This window comes from Tabrizicola sp. (genome assembly GCF_030694085.1).
Classification (GTDB): Bacteria; Pseudomonadota; Alphaproteobacteria; order Rhodobacterales; family Rhodobacteraceae; genus Tabrizicola.
The window spans coordinates 115,478-138,617 of the sequence record NZ_JAUXZE010000056.1 but is presented as its reverse complement, the minus strand read 5'-3'; the positions used below and the strand labels follow the sequence as shown (position 1 = coordinate 138,617).

Sequence of the window (23,140 nt, the reverse complement as noted above, 5' to 3'; positions counted from 1 at the left end):
CATCCCGTAAAATCAATGGTTTGCCTTTTCTCGTTAAGGTGGCCTTAACCTCTGGAAATCCGGGCTGCAGGGCGATTCTGCGGCCCTTTTTCATGCCCACGGAGACCGCGCAAAGCAAAAGGCCGCGAGGGGTGCTCGCGGCCTTCAGGTTCGGCGAAAGCCGGAGATTACATGCCAAGCGCGGTCTTGACCTGAGCGATCGTGTCCGCAACCAGCGCCGGGTTGGCACGGGCAGCTTCGACAGCGGTCTTCAGCGTAGCCTTGGTCGCGTCATCGAGGGTCGAGCCATCGATCAGGGCCACGACGGTGTCGGCGTTGAAGTTGGCCGGGTCCAGAGCAGCGGCGGCATCCGTCACAGCGGTGGCTGCGTCGGTCGCGGCTTCGGTGGTGGCGGCGGCGGCAGCGGCAGCCTCGTCAGCAGCCTTCTGAGCGGCGGCGGCAGCTTCCTCGGCGGCTTTGGCTGCGGCTTCTTCGGCAGCCTTGGCGTCAGCTTCAGCCTGAGCGGCGGCGGCGGCGGCAGCCTGAGCTGCTTCCTGAGCCGGCTTGTAGCTGAACTGGTAGTAGCCGCCAGCGGCCAGCAGGACGACGATGGCGCCGATGATAACGGTTCTGTTCATGTCAAATACTCCCATGACCGGAGCTAGCGCCCGGATGGCGGTCATATGGCACCTTGGTCGGGAAATGAAAAGGGTGCCGCAGTGCAGCACGGGGAAAAACGCCCGAATTCCGTGGAAAACAGGAACTCTCACAGGCCAGCCGGGTTGCAGATATGCCCGCCGGGGTCTAGATTGCCGCCGCACTAACAACCATCAAAGGACGACTACCATAGCCCGCAGACCGCACAATGCCCCGCCGCAACGCGAAACCGGTCCCCGCATCAATGACCGCATCCGCGCTCCGGAGATACGCCTGATCGGCGCGGACGGCGAGAATGTCGGGGTCGTGACCCCGGCCCGCGCGATGCAGATGGCCGAGGAAGCCGGACTTGACCTGGTGGAAATCTCGCCGACGGCGGTCCCGCCCGTCTGCAAGATCATGGACTTCGGCAAGTTCAAGTACGAGACGCAGAAGCGCGAGGCCGAGGCCCGCAAGAAGCAGAAGATCATCGAGATCAAGGAAATCAAGTTCCGCCCGGGCACCGACATCCATGACTATGAAGTCAAGATGCGGTCGGTGGTGAAGTTCCTGGAGGAAGGCGACAAGGTGAAGGTCACCCTGCGCTTCCGGGGCCGGGAAATGGCTCACCAGGACCTTGGCCTTGAGCTTCTGAAGCGGGTCGAGGCCGACGTGGCCGAGATCGGCAAGATCGAATCCTTCCCGCGGCTGGAAGGTCGCCAGATGGTGATGATGGTCGCGCCAAAGTAGCGGCCGCTCGTCGTCGCCTTCGGCGCTCATCGCTGGGAAAGCCCTGCGACGCGAACGAAGTCGCACGACGAGGGGACGCAAGGGGAGGGGGCGCAAGGGCGTCCTGTGCGGGGGCAATTTGCCCCCGCTTTTTCATTCCGGCTTGGCCTCGCGCAGGCGCCCGCGCGTGGGAATTTCCTTCAGCAGCCCGCCAACCCCCATTGCGGCGATGTCGGCTGCGGTGACGGCCATGCCGCAGATCAGCCGCTCCATCACCCAGTCCGCCCCGTTCAGCGCCGGGCTGCGCACGCAACCCGGCAGGCCGATGACCGGGATGCCATTCAGGCTTCCAAGAAAGAGAAGATTGCCGGGGTCCACCGGCATTCCGAAGCGGTCGACCGTTCCCCCTGCCTTGCGCACTGCCGCAGGGGCAACGTCGTGGAGGTCCGAGGTGGCCGAGGCGGTCAGGATCAGGATCAGTTCCGCATCGGTGACCGTCGCCAGTGTTGCGGCAAGGTCGGCTTCGCGGTGCGGGCTGTGCAGATGGGTGGCAAGGTTCGCGCCCAGGGCTGCCAGCCGGTTGGTGATCGCGTCAACGCCAAGCACCTTGGAGTTGCTGTCCGTATGGGTTTCGACCAGGGTGATCCGACCTATACGTGCCGGACAGAGGCGAAGCGCCTGCGTCCCAGCCCTGCAGGCAGCCGCTACGTCCGGTGCGGCGACCCCGTAGGCAATGATCTTCACGGTGGCGACCATCTCGCCCGCGCCGACGCGCTGGCAACGGGGGACGGTGGCAAGCGTGATCATCGGATCGACGGCGTTGAGGGCGTTCACCTGATCAGACCGGACCTCGACCACTCCGGCAGCGCGGGCGTGAAGGTTGACGCGCCCTGTGCCGACCGGCCGCAGGTCAAGGCCGGCCGCCTGCGGGTCGGGGACAAGCGCCCGGGCGATGGCCAGGGCGGCTTCGTCCTCGTGCATGTCATCGGCACCGAGGCGCGCCGCGATGACCTCGGTCCGGCCAGTGGCCTGCAGTTGAGCGATTTCCTTTCGCCCCAGAATGCAGCCCTTGCGCAGCCGGCCTTCAGGCAGGGCGACGGAATGGGCGAGGATCGCGCCTTCGGCTTCGGAAAGGGGAACCGGGCCGAACTGCATTACTTTCGCAGGGTTTCGGTGACCTGAGCCATGACGCTGACGGCGATCTCGGCAGGCGTCTTGGCCCCGATATCCAGCCCGACGGGGGCATGGATCTTCGCGATCTGTTCGGGGGAAAAGCCTTCGGCCAGCAGCCGCTCGACACGCTTGGCATGGGTGCGGGTGGACCCCAGGCAGCCAAGGTAGAAAGCCTTGGAGTTCAGGGCAAATCGGATGGCGGGGTCATCGAGTTTGGGGTCGTGGGTCAGCGTGACGATGGCCGTGCGGGCATCGGGGTGCAACTGCGCAAGGGCTTCGTCGGGCCAGTCGTCCAGGATCGTCTCGCCGGGGAAGCGCTCGGCCGAACCGAAAGCGGCGCGGGGGTCGATCAGAGTTGGGGCATAGCCGCAGGTTCGGGCGATCTGCAGCAGCGGCTGGGCGATGTGGACCGCGCCGACGACAATGAGCCGCAGGGGTGGGTTGTGAATGGCGATGAAGCGGCCATCCTCTTCCATGCCAGAGCGGTCGGACCTGAAGCGGGCGTCGGTGGCGGGGTCTGCGCCGGGGGTAAGAAGGCGTCGTTCCCAGGTCGCGGGGGTGGTGACGATGGCCGCCGCACGGGGGGCGGCACGGGCTTCGGCAAGTTCGGCGAGCAAGCCTTCCGGCAGCGCCTCGGGACCGTCGCCCACCGGCTCGACCAGAACGCGGATGGTACCGCCACAGGCCAGGCCCGCGGCAAAGGCGGTCTCGTCGCTGACCCCGAAGGTCAGGACGCGGGACTTGCGGTCGGCAAGCGAGTCCAGCGCCTCGGTGATCACCGCGCCTTCGACGCAGCCCCCGGAGACAGAGCCAAGCATCTCGCCCTCGCCCGAGATGGCCAGCTGGCTGCCGGCCTGGCGCGGGGCAGAGCCCCAGGTCTCGATGACGGTGGCAAGGGCCGCACCTGTGCCCGCGCGGTGCCAGGCAAGGGCGGCTTCGGGGATAAGGTCGTGGTCTGCGCGCTTCATGGGGCAAGTATGCGTCCGCGCGTCGGGGGATGCCACCAAAATGAAGCGCCGCGGGGGGTGCCCGCGGCGCGACTTTGGTATGGGTCTGCGATTAGCCGCGGGTGGCGGTGCGCAGGAGCGGGGTGATCACCCGGACCTCGACCCGGCGGTTGCGGGATTCGCTGGCCTGGGTGTCGATCAGGAGTTCCGTTTCGCCGTAGCCCTGGACGACCATGTTCTCCGGCGGGATGTCGAAGTATTCGGTCAGGGCCAGCGCCACCGATTCCGCGCGGCGGTCAGAGAGGGCGAGGTTCATCGCCGCCTTGCCGGTCGCGTCGGTGTGGCCTTCGATCAGGAAGACCTCGCGCGGGTTTTCGTCCAGAAGCTGCTGCATCACCCGCCCAAGGTCGGCCAGGTCACGGGCCTCGCTCGCCGGGATCGCGGCCGAACCGGAGGCGAAGGTCACCGGTTCGACGTCGATCGTCGCGGCCAGCGCCCGCACTTCCGGGATCTCGCGGATCTGGCGGAGCGAGAACTTCCGACCGGCCTTCTCCGCTTCCAGCGCCGCAAGCTCGCGCTTCAGTGCGGCGTTGTTGTCTTTCGACGAAATGACGATCCGCCGTTCCGGGCGCGGCAGGTCGCGGACGATCACGACTTCCTCTGCAGCCAAGTCGTCGAACAGGATGACTTCGCGGCCAAGGTCGTCATAGGTCGCCCGGCGCAGGACACGGCCGGTCGCGTCGCGAATGGTGACCACCTGCGTGCCATCAGCGCGTTGCACGATGGTCCGGGTCGAGCCGTCACGGAAGGTTTCGGTCCGCACGGTCGAACCGGGGCGACGGATCACGGTGTCGTCGTCCTTCAGCACGCGGTAGGTCCCGTCGGGCTGGAGCACGATGACCCGGTCGCCGGTGTTCGACACGACGCGGCTGTCCCCCTGCCCCATCGTCGAGACAGCGGTGTTGGCAGCCGCCTCGCGGTTGTTCTTGATGATCGCGCCGACGGCGAGAGCACCAAGCACCAGGAGACCGGCCTTTTCCAGGTCCGAAAAGCCGCTCTTCCTGCCGTCGGCAAGAGCCGTAGGGGCCGCAGCGAATTCTTCCGACGAGGTCCGGGCAGTTTCCTCGGTGATGGTCTGGGTCGTCGCGGCCACCAGATTGGCCGGGTCCGCTTCGACGACCGCAGTCGCGTCGACGGTCGCGGCGTCATCGGTCGGAGCGGTCACCAGTGCGGCAGCCGCAAGTGTCGAGGGGTCGATGGCCGTCGGGTCACCCGTCAGCAGGTTGGTCAGACTTTCAACCTCGGATTCGGTGACCTGCGGTGCTTCAACCGGCTCGACTTCGACAGCCGGATCGGTTTCGGCGACCCTCAAGCCAGCGGCGGGGTCCACAATTTCGCCGCCCTCGGTGATGGACAGTTCCGCCTCGGCTGCTTGCAGTGCCGCAGCAGCAGCAGCCGCTTCGTCGGCAGCGTCTTCGGCGGGCACTTCCTCGATCACCGGCTCTTCGGCGGTGGCTTCCTCGACAGCGGGTTCTTCAGCGGGCGTGGCTTCTTCGAGGGTCGGATCTACGACCGGGGCTTCCTCGACCGGAACTTCCTCGACCGGAACCTCCTCGGCGGGAGCTTCCTCGATTACGGCCTCATCAGCCGGTGCCACTTCCTCGACTGGAGCGGTTTCTTCGACGGGTGGTTCTTCAACGGGCGGTTCTACGGCAGGCACTTCCTCGATCACCGGGTCTTCCGCAGGCGTTTCCACGGTCGCGGGTTCCTCGGCGGCGGCCGCGGCAGCAGCGGCTTCCTCGGCGGCTTGGGCGGCAGCTTGAGCCGCGGCTTCCGCTTCGGCGGCGGCCTGGGTGGCAGCTTCGGCGGCAGCTTGTTCCTCGGCGGCGCGCGCGGCGGCAGCATCGGCTTCCGCCTGGGCTTGCGCTTCGACTTCCGCCTGAGCGGCAGCGGCCGCAGCCGCAGCGTCGGCTTCAGCCTGAGCCTGAACCTGTGCTTCAGAATCCGCTGCGGCGGCGGCCTCGGCGGCGGCGGCGGCTTCCGCATCGGCCTGCGCCGTTGCCTCGGCCTCGGCCTGGGCGGCGGCCTCGGCGGCTGCAGCTTCTTCGGCGGCCAGTGCGGCGGCAGCCTCGGCTTCTACCGCGGCGGCGGCGGCGGCATCAGCCTCCATCTGCGCAATGATCGCGTCGAGGTCGCAGGCAATGTCCGCGGTCGGCACGCAGAGCACTGCGCCGTCGTTGCCGGTGACCGAGCCGTCCTCGTTCAGAACCTGGGCAAAGCCAGGCATGGTGCCCAGGGGGCTGATCGCCACCGAAAGGGCCGTCGTGGATACCAGAAGTCTTCTCATGAACCAGTCCTCATTCTGATGGGCACAGGAATAACGGATATGAATTCATCCGGTTCCCGATGGCCCTGATACGCATAACAAAGGGCATGGGTTGCTGATATGCGATATCACGGACTTGCCAAGGCATAACCTTCGGCGGGGACCCGCCTAGGTGCGGATCATTGCCAAGAGCCGGTCGCGTTCGCCGTGGTCCGAGGGTTCCGAGATCGCGCGGCCAAGCGCTTCCAGGGAGGCGATGGAATGGCCGGCGCGAAAGCTGTCGACGTGGGGCAGGATGGCTCGAACCCCCTGAGCCTTGGGGGCAAAGCCGGTCCAGCGCAAGAGCGGATTCAGCCAGATCAGGCGGCGGCAGGACAGGTGCAGGCGTTCGGTTTCCTTTGTGAGCAGCGCCGTGTCGTCGCGGTCGAGGCCGTCGGTGATCAGAAGCACAACCGCCCCCTGCCCCAGCACCCGGCGCGACCAGTCGCGGTTGAAGGCGTGCAGCGACTGGCCGATACGGGTGCCGCCGGACCAGTCCTGCGCTTCGGACCCGGCGGCCTTGAGGGCTGCATCCACGTCGCGGGCGCGTAGGTGGCGGGTGATATTGGTCAGGCGCGTGCCGAAGGTGAAGGCGTGGACGCGCGCCCAGCCCTGCCCTTTCCGGTTGGCAACGGCGTGGACGAAATGCAGGACCATGCGGGAATAGTCCGCCATCGAGCCGGAGATGTCGCACAGGACGACAAGGTTCGGCCAGCGGGTGACGGGGGCCTTGTGGGCGAGCGCGGTGATTTCTCCGCCGTGGCGCATCGCTTCGCGGAGCGTACGGCGGGCATCGATCCGGGCAGTCAGGGTGGAGGGGGCGGAGCGGCGGGTCATGAGCGGCTGGACCGGCAGCGAGAGCTTTGCCAGCATCCGCTTTGCCTCAATGACTTCTGCGGCGGACATCTGTTCAAAGTCGAGCGTCTTCAGCCGTTCTTCGGCGGACATCGTGGCGGTGGCGTCGATCTCGATCTGGTCACCTTCCGGGGTGTCGGTCCCGGGCGGCGGAGGAAGCTGGCCGTCGAGAAGGGCTTCGGCGGCACGCTTCTCGGCGGCCTGGGCGGCGCGGTCCTCTTGTACGCCGTGGACCTGGGGCAGCAGGAGCGACATCATATGGTCCAGGTACCGCGGGTCGCGCCAGAAGAGCCTGAAGACCTGGCCGAAGGTCGCGCGTTCTTCGGGGCGGGACACGAAGACAGCTTGCAGGGTGAAGTAGAAATCCTCGCGCCGGTCGAAACCGGCGGCGGCCACCGCGTTCACGGCGTCCAGTGTGCGACCGGGACCGACGGGAAGGCCCGCCTTCCTGAGCGCCCGGGCGAAATGGGCGATGTTGTGGGCAAGTTTGCCGTCTTCGGGGATGTCGAGATCGGGATAGGTCGGCATGGGGTGGCTTATCCCGGGGGATTTCACATCCCCCGGACCCCCTGTGGGATATTTGGGCAAAGATGAAAGGTCATGCCGGAACCAGTTCGCGCTTGACCTCGTCGAGGAGGCGCTTGGCTTCGGAGCCCTGCAGTTTCTGGATGTCGTCCTGGTATTTCAGGATCGCGCCGAGGGTGTCGGAGATGACTTCGGGGGAAAGCGCGATGACGTCGAGGGCGAGGAGGCATTTGGCCCAATCGATCGTTTCGGCCACGCCGGGGCGTTTGAACAGGTCCTCGCGCCGCAGCTTCTGGACGAAGGCGACCACTTCGCGGCTGAGGCTGGCCTGGGCCTCGGGGGCGCGGGAATTCAGGATCGCCAGTTCGCGCTCAAAGCTGGGGTAGTCGACCCAGTGGTAGAGGCAGCGGCGTTTCAGGGCGTCATGAACCTCGCGCGTGCGGTTGGAGGTGAGGATGACGATGGGGGGCTCGGGGGCCTTGATCGTGCCGAGTTCCGGGATGGTGACCTGGAAATCGGAGAGGGCTTCGAGGAGGAAGGCCTCGAAGGGTTCGTCGGCGCGGTCAAGCTCGTCGATGAGCAGCACGGGCGCGCCGCCTGGCTGCGGGCGCATGGCGGCGAGGAGCGGGCGTTCGATGAGATACTCTTCGGTGAAGAGCTCGGTCTTCAGCTGGTCGCGGTCCGAGGTGCCCTCGGCCGTGCGGATGGCGATCATCTGGGCGGCGAAGTTCCATTCGGCGACAGCGGAAGCGGCGTCGAGGCCTTCGTAACACTGGAGCCGGATCAGGCGGCGGCCCAGGGCGGTGGCGAGGGTCTTGGCGATCTCGGTCTTGCCGGTGCCGGCCTCGCCTTCCAGAAACAGCGGGCGGCCGAGTTTGAGGGAGAGGAAGACCACCGTGGCAAGCGCGCGGGAGGCGACGTAGCCCTGGCCTGCCAAAAGGGTTTCCACGCCGTCGATGTCTTTCGGGATGGTGGTCACGGGGCCTCCGGTCTTGGCGGCAGAGTGGCGGGAGGGCCGGTGGGGGTCAAGGCGGGATCGGCGGCTTCGGCCTGCAACCATAGTCGTAGGGAGCGCAGCGGCGCGCGGTCGGGTAGGCTTCCGGGCCAGACCAGGTAATAGGAGCCAAGGGCGGGAATGGCCGGGCCGAAGACGGGGATCAGGCGGCCCTCGGACAGCTCGCGCTGGATAAGGAAGGTGGGGATCAGGGCCAGCCCCATGCCGTGGATCGCGCCCTGGGTCAGGGTGGCGAACTGGTCGAACATCATGCCAGGTGGCCTTTGGCCGGGGTCGCCGTGGTGAGCCAGCCAGCGGCCCCAGTCGCCGGTGCGGGATTCAAGCTGCAGGAGCGGATGGCGCAGGATGTCGGCAGCTCTTTCCAACGCCGGGAAGCCAGGAGCAGCGACGGCGATGACCTCTTCGTCCATGAGTTTCAGGGAGGCGACACCAGGCCAGTCCTGGCGGCCTCCATCCAGTCGACCGTAGTGGATTGCGGCATCGAAAGTGGAGCCGGTGAAGTCGAAGGGGCGAAGGCGGGTGGAGAGGTTGACGGTGACCTCGGGGTGGCTATGCGCAAAGCGGGCTAGCCGGGGGGCGAGCCAGTGCATCCCGAAGGCGGGCAGGATCGCCAGGTTGAGCGCGCCTCCGGTCGGGTTCGCGCGGAGTGTCAACGAGGCTGAGGCGAGCAGGTTCAGGGCCCTGCGGACCTCGGCCACATAGTCGCGGCCAGCCGACGTCAAGCGCAGGCGCTGACGTTCACGGACAAGAAGCTGGACGCCAAGCTGCGCCTCAAGACCCTGCAGGGCGCGGCTGACGGCGCCCTGCGTCAAGCTGAGTTCCTCGGCCGCCGCAGAGGCGGTCCCGAGGCGGTCAACCGCCTCCAAGGCCATCAGGGCCGGGATCGGCGGCAGGTAGCGGCGCGGCAGCATTATGAGTTTCCCTCATGAACCCGTGCAGGGCTTTCGATAGCCTGCCCTGCCCTTTTCTGCAATGATGTGCACAAAGATGGAGGTTCCCATGCCCGACACCCTGCACACCCAGCCGAAGCTGAAAGCCAAGGACGCGCCCGATCTGGGCCGGTTCGATTGGGAAGACCCGTTCCGTCTGGACGACCAACTGACCGAGGAAGAACGGATGCTGCGCGATGCGGCGCGGGACTATGCGCAAGCAAAGTTGCAGCCGCGGGTCATCGCGGCCTATCGGGACGAGACGACCGACCCGTCGATCTTCCGCGAGATGGGCGAGATGGGCCTTCTGGGTGTGACGGTGCCCGAGGAATACGGCGGGCTTGGGGCGTCCTATGTGGCCTATGGTCTGGTTGCGCGCGAGGTCGAGCGGGTTGATTCCGGGTACCGCTCGATGATGTCGGTGCAATCCAGCCTGGTGATGTATCCGATCTATGCCTACGGGACCGAGGACCAGCGGCAGAAGTATCTGCCGAAGCTCGCCTCGGGCGAGTGGATCGGCTGTTTCGGGCTGACCGAACCCGATGCGGGGTCGGACCCGGCGGGGATGAAGACCACCGCGAAGAAGACCGCGAATGGCTACGTGCTGAACGGCGCGAAGATGTGGATTTCGAACGCTCCTATCGCCGATGTCTTCGTGGTCTGGGCCAAGTCCGAGGCGCATGGCGGCAAGATCAAGGGCTTTGTGCTGGAAAGGGGCATGAAGGGCCTGTCGGCACCCAAGGTCGGCGGCAAGCTGTCGCTGCGGGCGTCGATCACCGGCGAGATCGTGATGAAGGACGTCGAGGTGGGTGAGGACGCGCTGCTTCCGTTCGTGGAAGGGCTGAAAGGGCCGTTCGGCTGCCTGAACCGCGCGCGCTACGGGATCAGCTGGGGCGTCCTGGGCTCGGCCGAGTTCTGCATGCACGCGGCACGCCAGTACGGATTGGACCGCAAGCAGTTCGGCAAACCCATCGCCGGGACGCAGCTGTTCCAGCTGAAGCTGGCCAACATGATGACCGAGATTTCGCTGGGCCTGCAGGCCAGCTTGCGCGTGGGACGACTGCTGGACGAGGCGAACGCCGCGCCGGAGATGATTTCCATCGTCAAGCGCAACAACTGCGGCAAGGCGCTGGACGCGGCCCGCTGGGCCCGCGACATGCATGGCGGGAACGGGATATCGGAGGACTTCCAGGTCATGCGCCATATGGTGAACCTGGAGACGGTGAACACCTACGAGGGCACGCATGACGTTCACGCGCTGATCCTGGGCCGTGCGATCACCGGGCTGCAGGCGTTCTTCTGAGGTTGGCCGGGCTTTGCTGTCCGTGCTAGGCCTTCTGGCGCAGCACGGGTGGAGAGGTCGGATGCCTCCGGCGGGGATATTTCTTGCAAAGATGAAAGGACGGGCGGGGTGAAGATCACGGCCATCCTTTGCGTGCGCAACGAGGGCGCGTACCTTCTGGAGTGGCTGGCGCATCACCGGGCCTGTGGCGTCACGGATTTTCTGGTCTTCTCCAACGAGTGCGACGATGGCACCGATGCACTGCTGGACCGGCTGGAGGGCCTGGGCTGGCTGACCCATGTCCACAATCCGGGCCCGCATGACGTGGGGCCGCAGTGGGCGGCGCTGAAGCAAGCTGACCGGCATCCGCTGGCCTTGGGGTCGGACTGGCTGCTGCCTTTGGACATTGACGAGTTTGTCAATGTGCATGTCGGCGACCGGACAATTCCGGGCCTGCTGTCGGCCCTGCCCGAAGCAACGGCGATCACGTTGACCTGGCGGCTGTTCGGCAATGCGGGCGTCGTCGAATATCGGGACGCGCCGGTGACCGAGACCTTCACCCGCGCGGCGCCGTCGGTCCTGCACTGGCCCTGGCGGGGCCTGCTGTTCAAGACCCTGGTGAAGAACGACGGCAGCTACGGAAAGCTTGGCGTGCATCGTCCAGGTGCGCCGATGGCCGCGCGGCTGGCCGGGCAGCGGTGGTTTGACGGCTCGGGCCGGGTCTTGCCGGCGGTCTTCCACCGCGGGCGGATCTTTTCTGACGTCGGGCGCGATCATTACGGACTGGTGCAGCTGAACCACTACCCGTTGGGTGCGGTGGAAAGCTTCCTCTTGAAGCGCGACAGGGGCCGGGCGGTCCATGCCGACGGCGGACTGGACGTGGGCTACTGGGTTGAGCGGAACTTCTGCGAAACCGAGGACCGGTCGATCCTGGGGCTGAAAAGCCACACCTTGCGGGAGGCGCTCCATGCAGACCCGGTGCTGGGACCCCTGCATCAGGCAGCCGTCGCCTGGCGGCACGCGCGGTTTCGCACGCTGATGCGGGAAGATGCCTGGCGCAGCTTCTATGGGCAGGTCCTGATGGCCGGGCCGACGCGTGTTCTGGCGCAAGCCGAAGCCGAGTCGATCTGGAAGCCGCATCTGGGATAGCTCTGGGGCGTGGATTGAGGCTGGCTTGCAACCCAAAGTTGTTGCCTCACAGGATCGTTGCCGCACCTTGCGCGTCTGGGCTGTATCTGGGGCAAATGTTTCCACCGCAGGGCCTTGTGGTGGCCGTATTCTGTCGCCAGAGTCCGAGACCCGCAGTCCCGAAATGCAACGCACCGATAGTTTTCCGATGACCACCGAAGTCCAGCCGCCCGACTGGCAGCGCCCCATGCTGGAGATCGCCGAGGGCGACGGCGACTTCCTGCCGTTGGGGGACAAGCATTACGCCTTCTTCGCCGAGGAACGCCCGCAGTTGCTGGTGACCTTCGAGGACGCCGCGTCCCTGCGCGACCGCGAGGATCATCTGCCGGAACACTTCGCACTGGCGCAGAACCGCGGCTGGTCGATGCTGACCATCCTGGCCGAAGGCGAGACCTGGTGGCGCGACCCGGCGGTGTTCCGATATTTCGACCGGCTGGCCGATGACGGGTTCCTGGAGGATTTCGACCGCGTGGTCTTCTATGGTGCGGGACCGGCGGGCTATGCGGCGGCGGCCTATTCGATCACCGCGCCGCAGGCGGAACTGGTGCTTGTTGCCCCCCGCGCGACGCTGGACCCAAGTCTGGCGGGCTGGGATGAGCGCCACCGGATTGCGCGGCGGATCAACTTCCGCGGCCGGTATGGATATGCGCCGGACATGACGGAAAGTGCGTCGAAGGTCTGGCTGATCCATGATCCATTGCACCAGCCGGACGCGATGCATGCCGCGCTTTTCCAGCGGCCTTGGGTCCAGCCCTTGCACGCGCGCTATACCGGCGAGGGGACCGAGGACACCTTGCGCGAGATGAAGGTTCTGGACCGGATCCTGGAAGCGGCGATGGAAGGCAAGATGTCGGCGGAGCGATTCTCGTGGCTCTGGCGCGGGAGGCGGTCGAACAGCAGCTACCTGCGCGCGGTTCTGGCGGCGGCGCGGCTGTCGGGCCACCCGGAACGCGAGATCAAGATCTGCCGGTCGGTGACCTCGCGCCTCAACGCACCGCGCTTTGCCCGGCGTCTGGAAGAACTGACCGGCGAGAAGCCCTGATCACTCGGCATAGGCGTCGAAGAGCGCGGTCAGGTGCGCGGTACGTTCCTGGGTCAATTGGCGCATGCAACCGTAGGTGACCAGCGGCTCGGCGCTGCCACCCTTCATGCCGTAGCCTTCCGCGGCGCAAGCATTGTCGCGGAACGTGATCCAGGCCCGCTGCGCTTCCGTCAGCAAGACCGCCCCGCCCCGTTCATCTTCCGGCAGATTGTCGTCCCAGCCCCGCAAGAGGGTCATCGCCCGTTTGTAGGCCGAGTTCAGCTCTGCATCGGCCGCTTCCCAATCCGCGTAGGCACACTGGTTCAACTCCATCTGGGTGATGGCATTGGCGCAATCGACGTCCTGCGCGACGGCGGGAAGCGCCAGGCAGGCGGCGACAAGAAACGGGCGGAACATCGGCAACTCCATCTTTGGTGCGATCCTGTCGCAGTCTGCCATGCGATGCCACTGGAAACGCGGTCGGGATTACGTTACCTGCGCGGCCATGCAAACGATCACCCTGCCCCGCCCCGACGACTGGCACCTGCACCTGCGCGACGGCGCGATGCTGCGGGCCGTCTTGCCGGAATCCGCCCGCCATTTCGCCCGCGCGATCATCATGCCCAACCTGGTGCCGCCCGTGGTGACGCTGGACGATGCCCAGGCTTATCACCAGCAGATCATGGCCGCCCTGCCGCAAGGCATGGACTTTGAGCCCCTGATGACGCTGTACCTGACCGAGAGCACGGACCCGACGGATGTTGAACGCGCCGCCGCCTCCGGCCTTGTGAAGGCGGTGAAGCTTTATCCTGCGGGGGCCACCACGAATTCCCACGGCGGGGTGCGCGACCTGAATATGGTCATGCCGGTTCTGGAGACGATGGCGCGGATCGGCCTGCCGCTTTGCACCCACGGCGAGGTCACGACCCCCGAGGTCGACATCTTCGACCGTGAGGCCGTCTTCATCGACACGGTTCTTGATCCCCTCCGCCGCAGCCTGCCCGAGTTGCGCGTCGTCATGGAGCACATCACGACCGAGGAAGGCGTCGCCTACGCGGCCGAGGGCAGTGACACTCTGGCCGCGACGATCACGACGCATCACCTGATCATCAACCGCAACCATATCCTCGCTGGCGGGATCAAGCCGCACTACTACTGCCTGCCCGTGGCCAAGCGCGAAAAGCACCGGCTGGCGCTGCGCCGCGCTGCAACCTCCGGCTCACCCCGGTATTTCCTGGGGACCGACAGCGCACCCCATGTCGATGCGCTGAAGGAACATGCCTGCGGCTGTGCGGGCTGCTTCACGGCGACCAACACGATGTCCCTTCTGGCGCATGTCTTCGAGGAAGAGGGCGCGCTGGACCGGCTGGAAGGCTTCGCCTCGCGCCACGGTCCGACCTTCTACGGCCTGCCGGTGAACGAACGCACCCTTACCCTGGAGAAGCGGACCGAGCCTTGCATCTGGCCCGAGAAGATCCAGGCCGACCCCGGCCCCGTCACCGTCTTCAACCCTGGCTTTCCCGTGCACTGGCACGTCGTGACCTGAACCGCCTCCTCGATGACTGCGTCACTCGTGGGGTAGCACCCGCGAGGAGAAGACGAAGTTGCACGACGAGCCTTGCCTGAAAGGACCCCGCGCATGATCCCCTCGACCTATCCCCCCAAGGACGAAATCGCCCGCCTGACGGCTCGCGCGCTTCTGGAGATCAAGGCGGTGCATTTCAACGCCGAGACGCCCTTCACGCTGGCCTCCGGCCTGCCCAGTCCCACCTACATCGACTGCCGCAAGCTGATCAGCTACCCGCGCATCCGGTCCACGCTGATGGATTTTCTGTCCGTCACCGTGATGCGCGAAGCGGGGTTCGAAGCCTTCGACAACATCGCGGGCGGCGAAACTGCTGGCATTCCCTTTGCCGCGCTGGTGGCCGAACGGCTTGCCTTGCCAATGACTTACGTCCGCAAGAAGCCCAAGGGTTACGGCCGCAACGCCCGGATCGAGGGCGCGATGACCGAAGGCCAGCGCGTTCTTCTGGTCGAGGACCTGACGACAGACGGGGGATCGAAACTCAGCTTCGTCGATGCGATCCGCGAGACAGGTGCTGTCTGCGGCCACACGGCAGTGATCTTCTACTATGGCATCTTCCCCGACACCGAAGCCAAGCTTGGCGCGCATGGCGTCAAGCTGCATCACCTGTGCACCTGGTGGGACGTGCTGGCCGAGGCGCGCGCGCAAGGGGCCTTCGATGCGGCCACGCTGGCCGAGGTGGAAAGCTTCCTGAAAGCCCCCCGCGCCTGGCAGGACGCCCGCAAGGCCTGATTCCCGCCGTCCCGCGTCGCGCCCGCACAAAAGCCGCCCACTAAAGCCTGCTGGAACAGCAAGGGCTAGGTTCGTGCTTCATCGGCGGGGCAAGATGTGGTAGGATCAATCTTGTGGATAAGCGGCTTATGCACAGCTTTCCCCCAACCCAATCCACCGCTGGACATGCTAGGCGATGGACACCAAAAAGCAGAAAAGACGGCAGGGGCAGACATGACAGAGATCACCGCACTCAGGGCGATGGGGCCTGGCCCGCTGATGCCGGGCGCAGCCCAAGCCGGGTCCGAAACCGAGGCGCTGCCGCACAACATCGAGGCCGAGCAGCAGCTTCTTGGCGCGATCCTGACCAACAACGAGATCTTCGACCGGATTTCATCGCTGGTGAAGGCCGAGCATTTCTTCGACCCGGTCCACCAGCGCATCTTCGAGGTCGCGGCGGCGCGCATCCTGAAGAACGCCCTTGCTTCGCCCGTGACGCTGAAGGCGTTTCTGGAGGATGACCAGGGCCTGAAGGAACTGGGCGGGCCGTCCTACCTGGTGCGTCTGGCGGGGGCCGCTATCTCGGCCTATGCGGCGCGGGACTATGCGCAGATGGTCTATGACCTGGCGGTGCGGCGCGAGTTGATCCAGCTGGGCCGGGACATTGCGGCGCAGGCGGCCAAGGTCGAGGTGGCCTCTGAACCCAAGGACCAGATCATCGAAGCCGAACAGCGGCTCTACAAGCTGGGCGAGCAGGGCGTCGCCGAGCGGGGATTTCAAAGCTTTCTCAAGGCGGTAACAGACGCGGTCAATGTTGCGAACGCGGCCTATCAGCGGGACGGAGGCCTTGCGGGCATTTCCACCGGCCTGATCGACATGGACAAGAAGCTGGGGGGGCTGCACCCCTCGGACTTGCTGATCCTTGCGGGGCGTCCGTCGATGGGCAAGACCTCGCTGGCGACCAACATCGCCTTCAACATCGCCAAGGCGCACAAGCGCGGTCGGCTGCCTGATGGCGGCGAAGGCTCGGTCGAGGGGGGCGTTGTCGGGTTTTTCTCTCTGGAAATGAGCGCCGAGCAGCTGGCGGCGCGTATCCTGTCCGAGGCGGCCGAGGTGCCATCGGAACAGATCCGCCGCGGTGACATGACGGAGCAGGAGTTCCGCCGTTTCGTCGAGGCCGCGAAGGCGCTTGAAGCTTGCCCCCTCTACATTGACGACACCCCGGCTCTGCCGATCAGCCAGGTCGCGGCCCGGGCGCGGCGGTTGAAACGGACGCATGGGCTGGATGTCCTCATCATCGACTACCTGCAGCTTCTGAAGGGCTCCTCCAAGGAAAACCGGGTGCAGGAGGTTTCCGAAATCACCCAGGGCCTGAAGGCCATCGCGAAAGAGCTGAACATCCCGGTCATCGCCCTGTCGCAGCTGAGCCGCGCCGTGGAAAGCCGCGAAGACAAGCGCCCGCAGCTTTCCGACCTGCGGGAATCGGGGTCGATCGAGCAGGACGCCGACGTCGTGATGTTCGTCTACCGCGACGAATACTACAAGGAACGCGAAAAGCCCGGCGATCACGAGCTGGAAAAGATGGCCCAATGGCAGGCGATCATGGAATCGGTGCATGGCAAGGCCGAAGTCATCATCGGCAAGCAGCGCCACGGGCCGATCGGCTCGGTGGAGCTGTCGTTCGAGGGTCGCTTCACCAGGTTTGGCAACCTTGCAAAGCCGTGGCAGGGATCGGGCGGGCCGGATGTAGGCTTTTAGCCTTTTGCGCGGATCGGGTCGGCCAAGAGCCTGAGCCCGTTCAGCACGACCAGAAGCGTCCCGCCTTCGTGGCCCAGAACGGCCAGCGGCAGTGGCAGTTCGAAGAACAGGCTCCCGGTCACCAGCACGGCCATCGCGCCCAGGGCCAGGGTCAGGTTCTGCCGGATCACCCGCATGGTGCGGCGGGCCAGGCGACGGGCGGCGGCAAGCTTGCGCAGGTCATCGGCCATCAACGCCACATCGGCGGCCTGCAGCGCGACCTCGCTGCCGGCGACCCCCATCGCCACGCCGACATCGGCGCGGGCCAGAGCTGCGGCGTCGTTAACCCCGTCGCCGATAAAGGCGACCTTGCCGCGCTTGGCTGCCGCATCGACCAGCGTGACCTTGTCGCCCGGCAGCAGACCCGCGTGGATTTCGTCCGGGGCAAGGCCCAGCCGGTCCCCGATCCGGGTCGCAACCGGCGCACGGTCGCCAGTCATCATCAGGATGTCCGTCTTGCCTCCGGCCTTCAGGGCCCGCAGCGCCTCGGCCGCAGTGGTGCGGGGTTCGTCGGCCACGGTTACAGCGCCAAGGATGTGCGACCCCCGACCCAGCAGGATCAGCGTCTCGGCCCCATCGGCCAGCTGCGCGATCTCGGTCGGCAGCGTCGCCCCCATCCGCGCCAGCATCCGCGCGTTGCCGGCCCAGAGCAGACCCTCCGCGTCCGTTCCGGTGATCCCTTCGCTGGGATAGGAGCGGACATCCTGGACCGGGGTCGGGATCAGCCCACGCTCGGCCACCTCGCGGCGGATGGCGCCGGCGATGGGGTGTTCAGACTGGGCCTCAAGCCCGGCGGTCAGGGCAAGAAAATCATCCTGTGAACCCTCCAGAGTCAGGACGTTCGTCACCGAGGCAAGGCCAGTGGTCAGCGTGCCGGTCTTGTCGAAGGCGAAGGTCTTCACCTCGGCCAGCCCCTCGAGCGCGGCCCCGCCCTTGAACAGCACCCCGCCCCGCGCTGCCGCCGACAGTGCTGACAGGATCGCGGCGGGAACCGAGATCACCACGGCGCAAGGGCTGGCCGCGACAAGTAGCGTCGCCGATCTGTACAGCGCATCGCCCTCGTCATAGCCCACGGCGCGGAAACCGAACCACGACAGGACCGAGCCCACCAGCACGGCGATGGTATAGCGCTGGCCGAACCAGTCCGAAAACCGCTCGGACGGCGACTTCATCGCCTGCGCCTCGGTCACCAGCCGGATCATCTGCGCGACGGTGCTGGTGGCAAGCCCCCGGGTCACCTCGACCGTCAGGATGCCGTCCAGGTTCACCGTCGCCTCATGCACCGGGTCGCCAGCCGCCTTTCGCACCGGGGCCGATTCCCCCGTGACCGTGCTTTCGTCCAGATGACCCGAGCCTTCGGCAACCCGCCCATCGACCGGCACCCGCGCGCCGGGGCGCAGGATCACCCGGTCACCGGGAACGAGGTTTTCCACCGGAACCTCGACCACACCTTCCGGCCCCTTCAGCAGTGCGGTCTCTGGGCGAAGCTGCATCAGCGCCTCGACCGCGCGGCGGGCCTTGCCCATCGCCCGATGCTCCAGCGTCTGCGAAAGCGAAAACAGTGCCAGCAGCACCGCGCCCTCGAGTGCTGCCCCCACCGCCGCCGCCGCAAGGGCCGCCACGACCATCAGAAGATCGATGTCCAGCCGGTAATCCTGCCAAAGCTCGGCCAGCGCCGTGCGCAGGGGCGGCAGGCCGCCGGTCAGGAAGGACACCCCCAGCGCACCCCAGACCAGGCCCGCAGGCAAGGGTTGCAGGAAGGCATCCAGCGTCGCGATGCCAAGACCGATCCAGCACAGGATGGTCAGATAGAGGTCCGCATCCTCGTCATGATCAGCGCGTTCTTGGGACACCAGAGATCTCCTAATCCTGCCCACCGTCGCGTAGCGCACCGGAAAGGGCAAGCTCCTGCCCGGTCCGAGGTTTTCCCTTGACCCCGACCCCGCCCCGGTCGAAACAGCCGCATGGCGACTGGAACCCTGACGATTGACCTTGATGCGATCGCCGCAAACTGGCGCGCGCTGGACCGGATGTCCGGTGCAGGCGTGCAAACAGCAGCGGTGGTAAAAGCCGATGCCTACGGGCTGGGCGTGACGCGGGTTGCCCGCTGCCTCGCCGCTGCTGGGGCGCGGCGCTTCTTCGTGGCCCAGTCAGAGGAAGGCGCTGCGGTCCGTCAGGCTTTGGGTCCGGGCCCGCAAATCGCGGTCCTGTCCGGGCACATGTCAGGCGATACCGAGATGATCCACGATCTGGATCTGACGCCGATGCTGAACAGCCTGGAGCAGATCACCCGCCACCTGGAATCTCTTCCGGGCCACCCGTTCGGCGTGCAGCTTGATACGGGCATGAACCGCCTTGGCGTCGAGATGCTGGAATGGCAGGCCGTCGCACCGATCCTGGTCGATGCGGGGCCGGAACTGTTGATGAGCCATCTCGCCTGCGCCGATGAGCCCGACGATCCGCTGAACGAGGCCCAGCTTCGGACCTTCCTTGAGATGACCGACGGCACCGGCCTGCCGCGCAGCCTGGCAGCAACTGGCGGCATCCTTCTGGGTCCGCGTTACCATTTCGACCTGACCCGCCCGGGCGTCGGCCTCTATGGCGGCTTGCCCTATCAGGCCGCGCTCTCCGTCCTGACCCTGACGCTGCCCGTGATCCAGACCCGTGAAGTCGCAGTCGGGGAGGCGGTGGGTTACGGCTGCACTTGGGTCGCCGACCGGCCTTCGGTCATCGCCACCGTCGCGGCGGGCTATGCCGACGGCTTGCCCCGGACGCTGTCCAACAAGGCGCAGCTTTGGGACCGTGACACGCCCTGCCCTCTGGTCGGCCGCGTTTCGATGGACATGATCACGGTGGACATCACCGACCTGCCCGAAGTGCCGCGCAGCCTGGACATCCTGGGTCCGAACCAGCCCGTCGACGCCCTGGCCGAGATCGCCGGAACCATCGGCTACGAACTTTTGACGGCGCTTGGCTCCCGCTACACCCGTCGCTACCAGGAGCGGTCCGCATGATCGAGGCGACCCTTGGGTCGCTGGGCCGTCCGGTCCTGCAGGCCATCGCGGCCGTCGGGCGGGTGGCGCTGTTTGCGACGGCAATCCTGAGCCACATCCTGCGCCCGCCTTTCTATTTTCGCGAGCTTGGGTCATCGCTTTTGCAGATCGGCTGGTATTCGCTGCCCGTGGTCGGCCTGACCGCGATCTTCACCGGGGGCGCGCTGGCCTTGCAGATCTATGCCGGCGGGTCGCGCTTCAATGCCGAATCGGTCGTGCCCTCGATCGTTGCCATCGGCATGACGCGCGAGCTTGGGCCCGTGCTGGGGGGCCTGATGGTTGCGGCTCGGGTGGCCTCGTCCATCGCCGCCGAGATCGGAACGATGAAGGTCACCGAGCAGATCGATGCCTTGGTCACCTTGTCGACCAACCCGTTGAAATACCTTGCCGTGCCGCGAGTCCTGGCTGCAACTCTTTCGATGCCGGTTCTCGTGGCCGTCGGCGACGCCATCGGGATCATGGGCGGCTGGCTGGTCGGGATCACTCGACTGGACTTCAACTCTGCCGCCTACCTGAAGAACACCGTTGATTTCCTGGAGGCCTGGGACATCGGTTCTGGCCTGGTGAAGGGCGCGGTCTTCGGCTTCATCGTGGCGCTGATGGGTTGCTACCACGGGATGAATTCGGCGCGCGGCGCGCAGGGCGTGGGGGCCGCGACCAAGGCCGCCGTGGTGTCCGCGAGCGTGCTGATCCTGGCGGCGAACTACATCCTGACCGAAGTGTTCTTCTCGTCATGATCGAACTCAGCCAGGTGCAAAAACGGTTCGGCGAGAACCGGGTGCTGCAAGGGGTGAACCTGACCATCGGCTCGGGGACGTCGATGGTGATCATCGGCGGGTCGGGGACAGGCAAATCGGTGCTTCTGAAATGCATCCTTGGCCTTGTGCACCCCGATAGCGGCACGATCACGCTGGACGGGCAGGACGTGACCAAGGCCGACCGCGATGCGTTTCTGGCGCGGTTCGGGATGCTGTTCCAGGGCGGCGCGCTTTTCGACAGCCTGCGCGTCTGGGAAAACGTCGCGTTTCGCCTGGTCCGCGGCGCCAATGCGCTGCCGAAGGCCCAGGCCCGCGAGATCGCCATCGAGAAGTTGCGCCGGGTCGGGTTGAAGCCTGCAACCGCCGACCTCTTCCCCGCCGAGCTGTCAGGCGGCATGCAGAAACGCGTGGGCCTTGCGCGCGCCATCGCGGCCGAGCCCGAGATCATCTTCTTCGACGAACCCACCACCGGGCTTGACCCGATCATGGCCGGCGTCATCAACGACCTGATCCGCGAGATCGTGACCGAAATGGGGGCGACGGCGATGACCATCACGCACGACATGTCGTCGGTCCGCGCGATTGCGGACAACGTCGCCATGCTGCACGGCGGCGTGATCCGCTGGACCGGGCCGGTTTCGGAATTGGACGCCACGCCAGACCCTTACGTGCAACAATTCATCCACGGCAGGGCCGAGGGGCCGATCGAGAGCGTGAGATGAACAGAACGCTTTTGGGATTGAGGATTGCCAACCTCGCTCTCTTGATCCTCTTCCCGATCGCCTGGTTCGCGCCCCTGCTGCGCGCCGCCCTTCTGCCGATCTTCGGAATGGACGAGATCAGCGTCATCACCGGCCTTCAGTCGCTGTGGGACACGGATGCGGGCCTGGCTTTGCTGGTCACCTTCCTTGCGATCTTCGCGCCTTATTCCAAGACAATCGGGCTGGCGCTACTGCACTGGAACCTGCTCAGCCCGAAGACGCTGCCAGTCCTGGAAATCCTGGGCAAGCTGGCGATGGCCGACGTCTTCCTGATCGCGTTGTACATCGTCATCGCAAAGGGCGCAGGCCACGTCACCATCGAGACCGCCTGGGGCCTTTACCTTTTCACCGGCTGCATCCTGACGCAGGTCCTGATTTCCTGGAAATCGAAGCCTGTCGCATAAGCTTCTGTGTTGCCTCATCGCCTTGATACTGCCCAAAACACCGGTCACTGTCCCGCATCATGAAACAGACCGCCTCATTCACCTGCACTGTATGCGGTGCCGCCTATCGGAAATGGGCCGGCAAATGCGATGCCTGTGGCGGGTGGAACACCATCGCGGAAGAGGCGCCTCTGTCCACCGGCCCAAAATCCCTGGGGGCCAAGGGCCGGCCGATCCCGCTATCGGACCTGGCGACCGAGGAAGCCGCTCCGCCCCGCGCATCCTCTGGCATTGACGAGTTGGATCGGGTGCTGGGGGGAGGCCTCGTTCCCGCCTCGGCCATACTGGTGGGCGGCGATCCGGGGATCGGGAAATCCACGCTTCTGCTGCAAGCCGCTGCAAGTTTCGCCCGCAAGGGCTTGAAATGCCTTTATATCTCGGGCGAGGAGGCCAGCGCCCAGGTGCGGATGCGGGCGCAGCGCCTTGGCCTGACCGATGCCGCCGTCCAGCTTGGCGCAGAGACCAACCTGCGCGACATCCTGACGACGCTGGATGCCGAACGCCCCGCGCTGGCGGTCATCGATTCGATCCAGACCATGTGGCTGGACAGTATCGAGGCGGCTCCGGGAAGTGTGTCCCAGGTCCGTGCCTCGGCGCATGAACTTGTTACTTTTGCCAAGCGGCGCGGGGTGGCGATCATCCTTGTCGGCCATGTCACCAAGGATGGCCAGATTGCCGGCCCCCGCGTGGTCGAGCATATGGTCGACACAGTGCTTTACTTCGAGGGCGAGCGTGGCCACCAGTTCCGCATCCTGCGCGCGGTAAAGAACCGCTTCGGCCCTGCCGACGAGATTGGCGTCTTCGAGATGACCGGTGGCGGTCTGGCCGAGGTGCCGAACCCATCGGCCCTGTTCCTGGCCAACCGCGATCAGCCCGCCCCCGGCTCTGCCGTCTTTTCCGGGATCGAGGGAACGCGTCCGGTCCTGACCGAAATCCAGGCCCTTGTCGCGCCCTCCACCCTTGCCAGTCCGCGCCGAACGGTTGTCGGCCTCGATAGCGGACGGGTCTCCACCATCCTTGCCGTTCTGGAGGCCCGCTGCGGCATCCCCTTCGCCGGCCTGGACGTGTTCCTGAACGTCGCGGGCGGCTTTCGGGTCAGCGAACCCGCCGCCGACCTTGCCGTGGCAGGGGCGCTTCTGTCGGCGCGCGAGGATGTGGCAATACCGCCCGACATGGTGCTTTTCGGAGAGATCAGCCTTTCCGGGGCCTTGCGTCCGGTGGGCCAAACGGAAAACAGGTTGAAAGAAGCGTCGAAACTTGGTTTCTCACAAGCGACTGTGCCGTCCCATTCGAAGATCGAGGGGGCCGCAGGCCTGATGGTTCGGCAAATGCCCGACCTGACGACGTTTGTAGGCGAAATGTTCGGGGCGGGATAAGCCCTTGCAAAG

At 66.0% G+C, this 23,140-nt stretch carries 21 protein-coding genes; 12 read left to right on the top strand and 9 right to left on the bottom strand.

Features of this window, described 5'->3' with window-relative positions; translation table 11 throughout:
• Window positions 1–167: 167 nt before the first annotated feature.
• Window positions 168–617 (bottom strand): hypothetical protein, encoded by a 450-nt coding sequence (locus Q8M85_RS14250; RefSeq protein WP_305545772.1) that lies wholly within the window; start codon window positions 615–617, stop codon window positions 168–170.
• 208 nt (window positions 618–825) lie between these two features.
• On the opposite strand from Q8M85_RS14250, the gene infC reads away from it, so the two are divergent.
• Complete coding sequence (infC, locus tag Q8M85_RS14245; RefSeq protein WP_371135265.1) at window positions 826–1,365, top strand: translation initiation factor IF-3; 540 nt, start codon at window positions 826–828, stop codon at window positions 1,363–1,365.
• Window positions 1,366–1,497: 132 nt separating this feature from the next.
• On the opposite strand, the gene Q8M85_RS14240 is transcribed toward infC, so the two are convergent.
• From Q8M85_RS14240 to Q8M85_RS14215, 6 genes are all read right to left on the bottom strand, one after another.
• A complete protein-coding gene (locus tag Q8M85_RS14240; RefSeq protein ID WP_305545771.1) occupies window positions 1,498–2,499 on the bottom strand; it encodes a molybdopterin-binding protein in 1,002 nt (333 codons plus the stop codon).
• Entirely contained in the window at window positions 2,499–3,485 is a 987-nt protein-coding gene (locus Q8M85_RS14235) for an XdhC family protein (RefSeq protein WP_305545770.1), read from the bottom strand. The genes Q8M85_RS14240 and Q8M85_RS14235 overlap by 1 nt, the downstream gene beginning before the upstream one ends.
• A gap of 91 nt (window positions 3,486–3,576) precedes the next feature.
• Entirely contained in the window at window positions 3,577–5,811 is a 2,235-nt protein-coding gene (locus Q8M85_RS14230) for an OmpA family protein (protein WP_305545769.1), read from the bottom strand.
• A 147-nt stretch (window positions 5,812–5,958) separates the two neighbouring features.
• On the bottom strand, window positions 5,959–7,212 hold the full coding sequence (locus Q8M85_RS14225) for a VWA domain-containing protein (protein ID WP_305545767.1): 1,254 nt from the start codon (window positions 7,210–7,212) through the stop codon (window positions 5,959–5,961).
• A 70-nt stretch (window positions 7,213–7,282) separates the two neighbouring features.
• A complete protein-coding gene (locus Q8M85_RS14220; protein WP_305545765.1) occupies window positions 7,283–8,188 on the bottom strand; it encodes a MoxR family ATPase in 906 nt (301 codons plus the stop codon).
• Complete coding sequence (locus tag Q8M85_RS14215; RefSeq protein WP_371135257.1) at window positions 8,185–9,135, bottom strand: LysR substrate-binding domain-containing protein; 951 nt, start codon at window positions 9,133–9,135, stop codon at window positions 8,185–8,187. The genes Q8M85_RS14220 and Q8M85_RS14215 overlap by 4 nt, the downstream gene beginning before the upstream one ends.
• Before the next feature lie 88 nt (window positions 9,136–9,223).
• On the opposite strand from Q8M85_RS14215, the gene Q8M85_RS14210 reads away from it, so the two are divergent.
• The 3 genes from Q8M85_RS14210 to Q8M85_RS14200 all read left to right on the top strand — a co-directional run bounded on the left by Q8M85_RS14210 (window position 9,224) and on the right by Q8M85_RS14200 (window position 12,665).
• Window positions 9,224–10,456: an acyl-CoA dehydrogenase gene (locus tag Q8M85_RS14210; RefSeq protein WP_305545763.1), complete on the top strand. Its 1,233-nt coding sequence runs from the start codon at window positions 9,224–9,226 to the stop codon at window positions 10,454–10,456.
• A 108-nt stretch (window positions 10,457–10,564) separates the two neighbouring features.
• The gene (locus Q8M85_RS14205) at window positions 10,565–11,584 is read left to right on the top strand and encodes a glycosyltransferase family 2 protein (protein WP_305545761.1); all 1,020 of its coding nucleotides are present in this window, start codon (window positions 10,565–10,567) and stop codon (window positions 11,582–11,584) included.
• 163 nt (window positions 11,585–11,747) lie between these two features.
• Window positions 11,748–12,665, top strand: coding sequence for a phosphoadenosine phosphosulfate reductase (locus Q8M85_RS14200; RefSeq protein WP_305545759.1), 918 nt, complete (start codon window positions 11,748–11,750; stop codon window positions 12,663–12,665).
• On the opposite strand, the gene Q8M85_RS14195 is transcribed toward Q8M85_RS14200, so the two are convergent.
• A complete protein-coding gene (locus Q8M85_RS14195; RefSeq protein WP_305545757.1) occupies window positions 12,666–13,061 on the bottom strand; it encodes a lysozyme inhibitor LprI family protein in 396 nt (131 codons plus the stop codon).
• An 88-nt stretch (window positions 13,062–13,149) separates the two neighbouring features.
• Here Q8M85_RS14195 and pyrC point away from each other — a divergent pair, with 88 nt between their 5' ends.
• From pyrC to Q8M85_RS14180, 3 genes are all read left to right on the top strand, one after another.
• Window positions 13,150–14,190 carry a dihydroorotase gene (gene pyrC, locus Q8M85_RS14190; protein ID WP_305545755.1) on the top strand — a complete coding sequence of 347 codons (1,041 nt, stop codon included), beginning with the start codon at window positions 13,150–13,152 and terminating at the stop codon, window positions 14,188–14,190.
• 93 nt (window positions 14,191–14,283) lie between these two features.
• Window positions 14,284–14,961 (top strand): orotate phosphoribosyltransferase, encoded by a 678-nt coding sequence (locus tag Q8M85_RS14185; RefSeq protein WP_305545753.1) that lies wholly within the window; start codon window positions 14,284–14,286, stop codon window positions 14,959–14,961.
• Window positions 14,962–15,174: 213 nt separating this feature from the next.
• Entirely contained in the window at window positions 15,175–16,698 is a 1,524-nt protein-coding gene (locus Q8M85_RS14180) for a replicative DNA helicase (protein WP_371135256.1), read from the top strand.
• Here Q8M85_RS14180 and Q8M85_RS14175 read toward each other — a convergent pair.
• A complete protein-coding gene (locus tag Q8M85_RS14175; protein WP_305545751.1) occupies window positions 16,695–18,590 on the bottom strand; it encodes a cation-translocating P-type ATPase in 1,896 nt (631 codons plus the stop codon). The two genes, Q8M85_RS14180 and Q8M85_RS14175, sit on opposite strands and share 4 nt — an antisense overlap.
• Window positions 18,591–18,701: 111 nt before the next feature.
• On the opposite strand from Q8M85_RS14175, the gene alr reads away from it, so the two are divergent.
• Genes alr through radA form a run of 5 tightly spaced genes read left to right on the top strand, consistent with a single transcriptional unit; the run spans window position 18,702 to window position 23,128 of the window.
• Entirely contained in the window at window positions 18,702–19,751 is a 1,050-nt protein-coding gene (gene alr, locus Q8M85_RS14170) for an alanine racemase (protein WP_305545749.1), read from the top strand.
• Entirely contained in the window at window positions 19,748–20,527 is a 780-nt protein-coding gene (locus Q8M85_RS14165) for an ABC transporter permease (RefSeq protein ID WP_305545747.1), read from the top strand. Before alr ends, Q8M85_RS14165 begins: the two co-directional genes overlap by 4 nt.
• Entirely contained in the window at window positions 20,524–21,270 is a 747-nt protein-coding gene (locus tag Q8M85_RS14160; RefSeq protein WP_305545745.1) for an ABC transporter ATP-binding protein, read from the top strand. Before Q8M85_RS14165 ends, Q8M85_RS14160 begins: the two co-directional genes overlap by 4 nt.
• Window positions 21,267–21,713 (top strand): paraquat-inducible protein A, encoded by a 447-nt coding sequence (locus tag Q8M85_RS14155; protein ID WP_305545743.1) that lies wholly within the window; start codon window positions 21,267–21,269, stop codon window positions 21,711–21,713. The genes Q8M85_RS14160 and Q8M85_RS14155 overlap by 4 nt, the downstream gene beginning before the upstream one ends.
• 59 nt (window positions 21,714–21,772) lie before the next feature.
• Window positions 21,773–23,128: a DNA repair protein RadA gene (radA, locus tag Q8M85_RS14150; protein ID WP_305545741.1), complete on the top strand. Its 1,356-nt coding sequence runs from the start codon at window positions 21,773–21,775 to the stop codon at window positions 23,126–23,128.
• Window positions 23,129–23,140: the final 12 nt, after the last annotated feature.

What these genes read in the sequence shown, in the direction of transcription:
- Q8M85_RS14250 (WP_305545772.1), bottom strand. Translation starts at nt 617, where the DNA reads ATGAACAGAACCGTTATCATCGGCGCCATCGTCGTCCTGCTGGCCGCT.
- Q8M85_RS14230 (WP_305545769.1), bottom strand. Translation starts at nt 5,811, where the DNA reads ATGAGAAGACTTCTGGTATCCACGACGGCCCTTTCGGTGGCGATCAGC.
- Q8M85_RS14225 (WP_305545767.1), bottom strand. Translation starts at nt 7,212, where the DNA reads ATGCCGACCTATCCCGATCTCGACATCCCCGAAGACGGCAAACTTGCC.
- Q8M85_RS14185 (WP_305545753.1), top strand. Translation starts at nt 14,284, where the DNA reads ATGATCCCCTCGACCTATCCCCCCAAGGACGAAATCGCCCGCCTGACG.
- Q8M85_RS14210 (WP_305545763.1), top strand. Translation starts at nt 9,224, where the DNA reads ATGCCCGACACCCTGCACACCCAGCCGAAGCTGAAAGCCAAGGACGCG.
- Q8M85_RS14200 (WP_305545759.1), top strand. Translation starts at nt 11,748, where the DNA reads ATGCAACGCACCGATAGTTTTCCGATGACCACCGAAGTCCAGCCGCCC.
- Q8M85_RS14160 (WP_305545745.1), top strand. Translation starts at nt 20,524, where the DNA reads ATGATCGAACTCAGCCAGGTGCAAAAACGGTTCGGCGAGAACCGGGTG.
- Q8M85_RS14235 (WP_305545770.1), bottom strand. Translation starts at nt 3,485, where the DNA reads ATGAAGCGCGCAGACCACGACCTTATCCCCGAAGCCGCCCTTGCCTGG.
- radA (WP_305545741.1), top strand. Translation starts at nt 21,773, where the DNA reads ATGAAACAGACCGCCTCATTCACCTGCACTGTATGCGGTGCCGCCTAT.
- Q8M85_RS14195 (WP_305545757.1), bottom strand. Translation starts at nt 13,061, where the DNA reads ATGTTCCGCCCGTTTCTTGTCGCCGCCTGCCTGGCGCTTCCCGCCGTC.
- Q8M85_RS14240 (WP_305545771.1), bottom strand. Translation starts at nt 2,499, where the DNA reads ATGCAGTTCGGCCCGGTTCCCCTTTCCGAAGCCGAAGGCGCGATCCTC.
- Q8M85_RS14165 (WP_305545747.1), top strand. Translation starts at nt 19,748, where the DNA reads ATGATCGAGGCGACCCTTGGGTCGCTGGGCCGTCCGGTCCTGCAGGCC.
- alr (WP_305545749.1), top strand. Translation starts at nt 18,702, where the DNA reads ATGGCGACTGGAACCCTGACGATTGACCTTGATGCGATCGCCGCAAAC.
- pyrC (WP_305545755.1), top strand. Translation starts at nt 13,150, where the DNA reads ATGCAAACGATCACCCTGCCCCGCCCCGACGACTGGCACCTGCACCTG.
- Q8M85_RS14215 (WP_371135257.1), bottom strand. Translation starts at nt 9,135, where the DNA reads ATGCTGCCGCGCCGCTACCTGCCGCCGATCCCGGCCCTGATGGCCTTG.
- Q8M85_RS14155 (WP_305545743.1), top strand. Translation starts at nt 21,267, where the DNA reads ATGAACAGAACGCTTTTGGGATTGAGGATTGCCAACCTCGCTCTCTTG.
- Q8M85_RS14180 (WP_371135256.1), top strand. Translation starts at nt 15,175, where the DNA reads ATGACAGAGATCACCGCACTCAGGGCGATGGGGCCTGGCCCGCTGATG.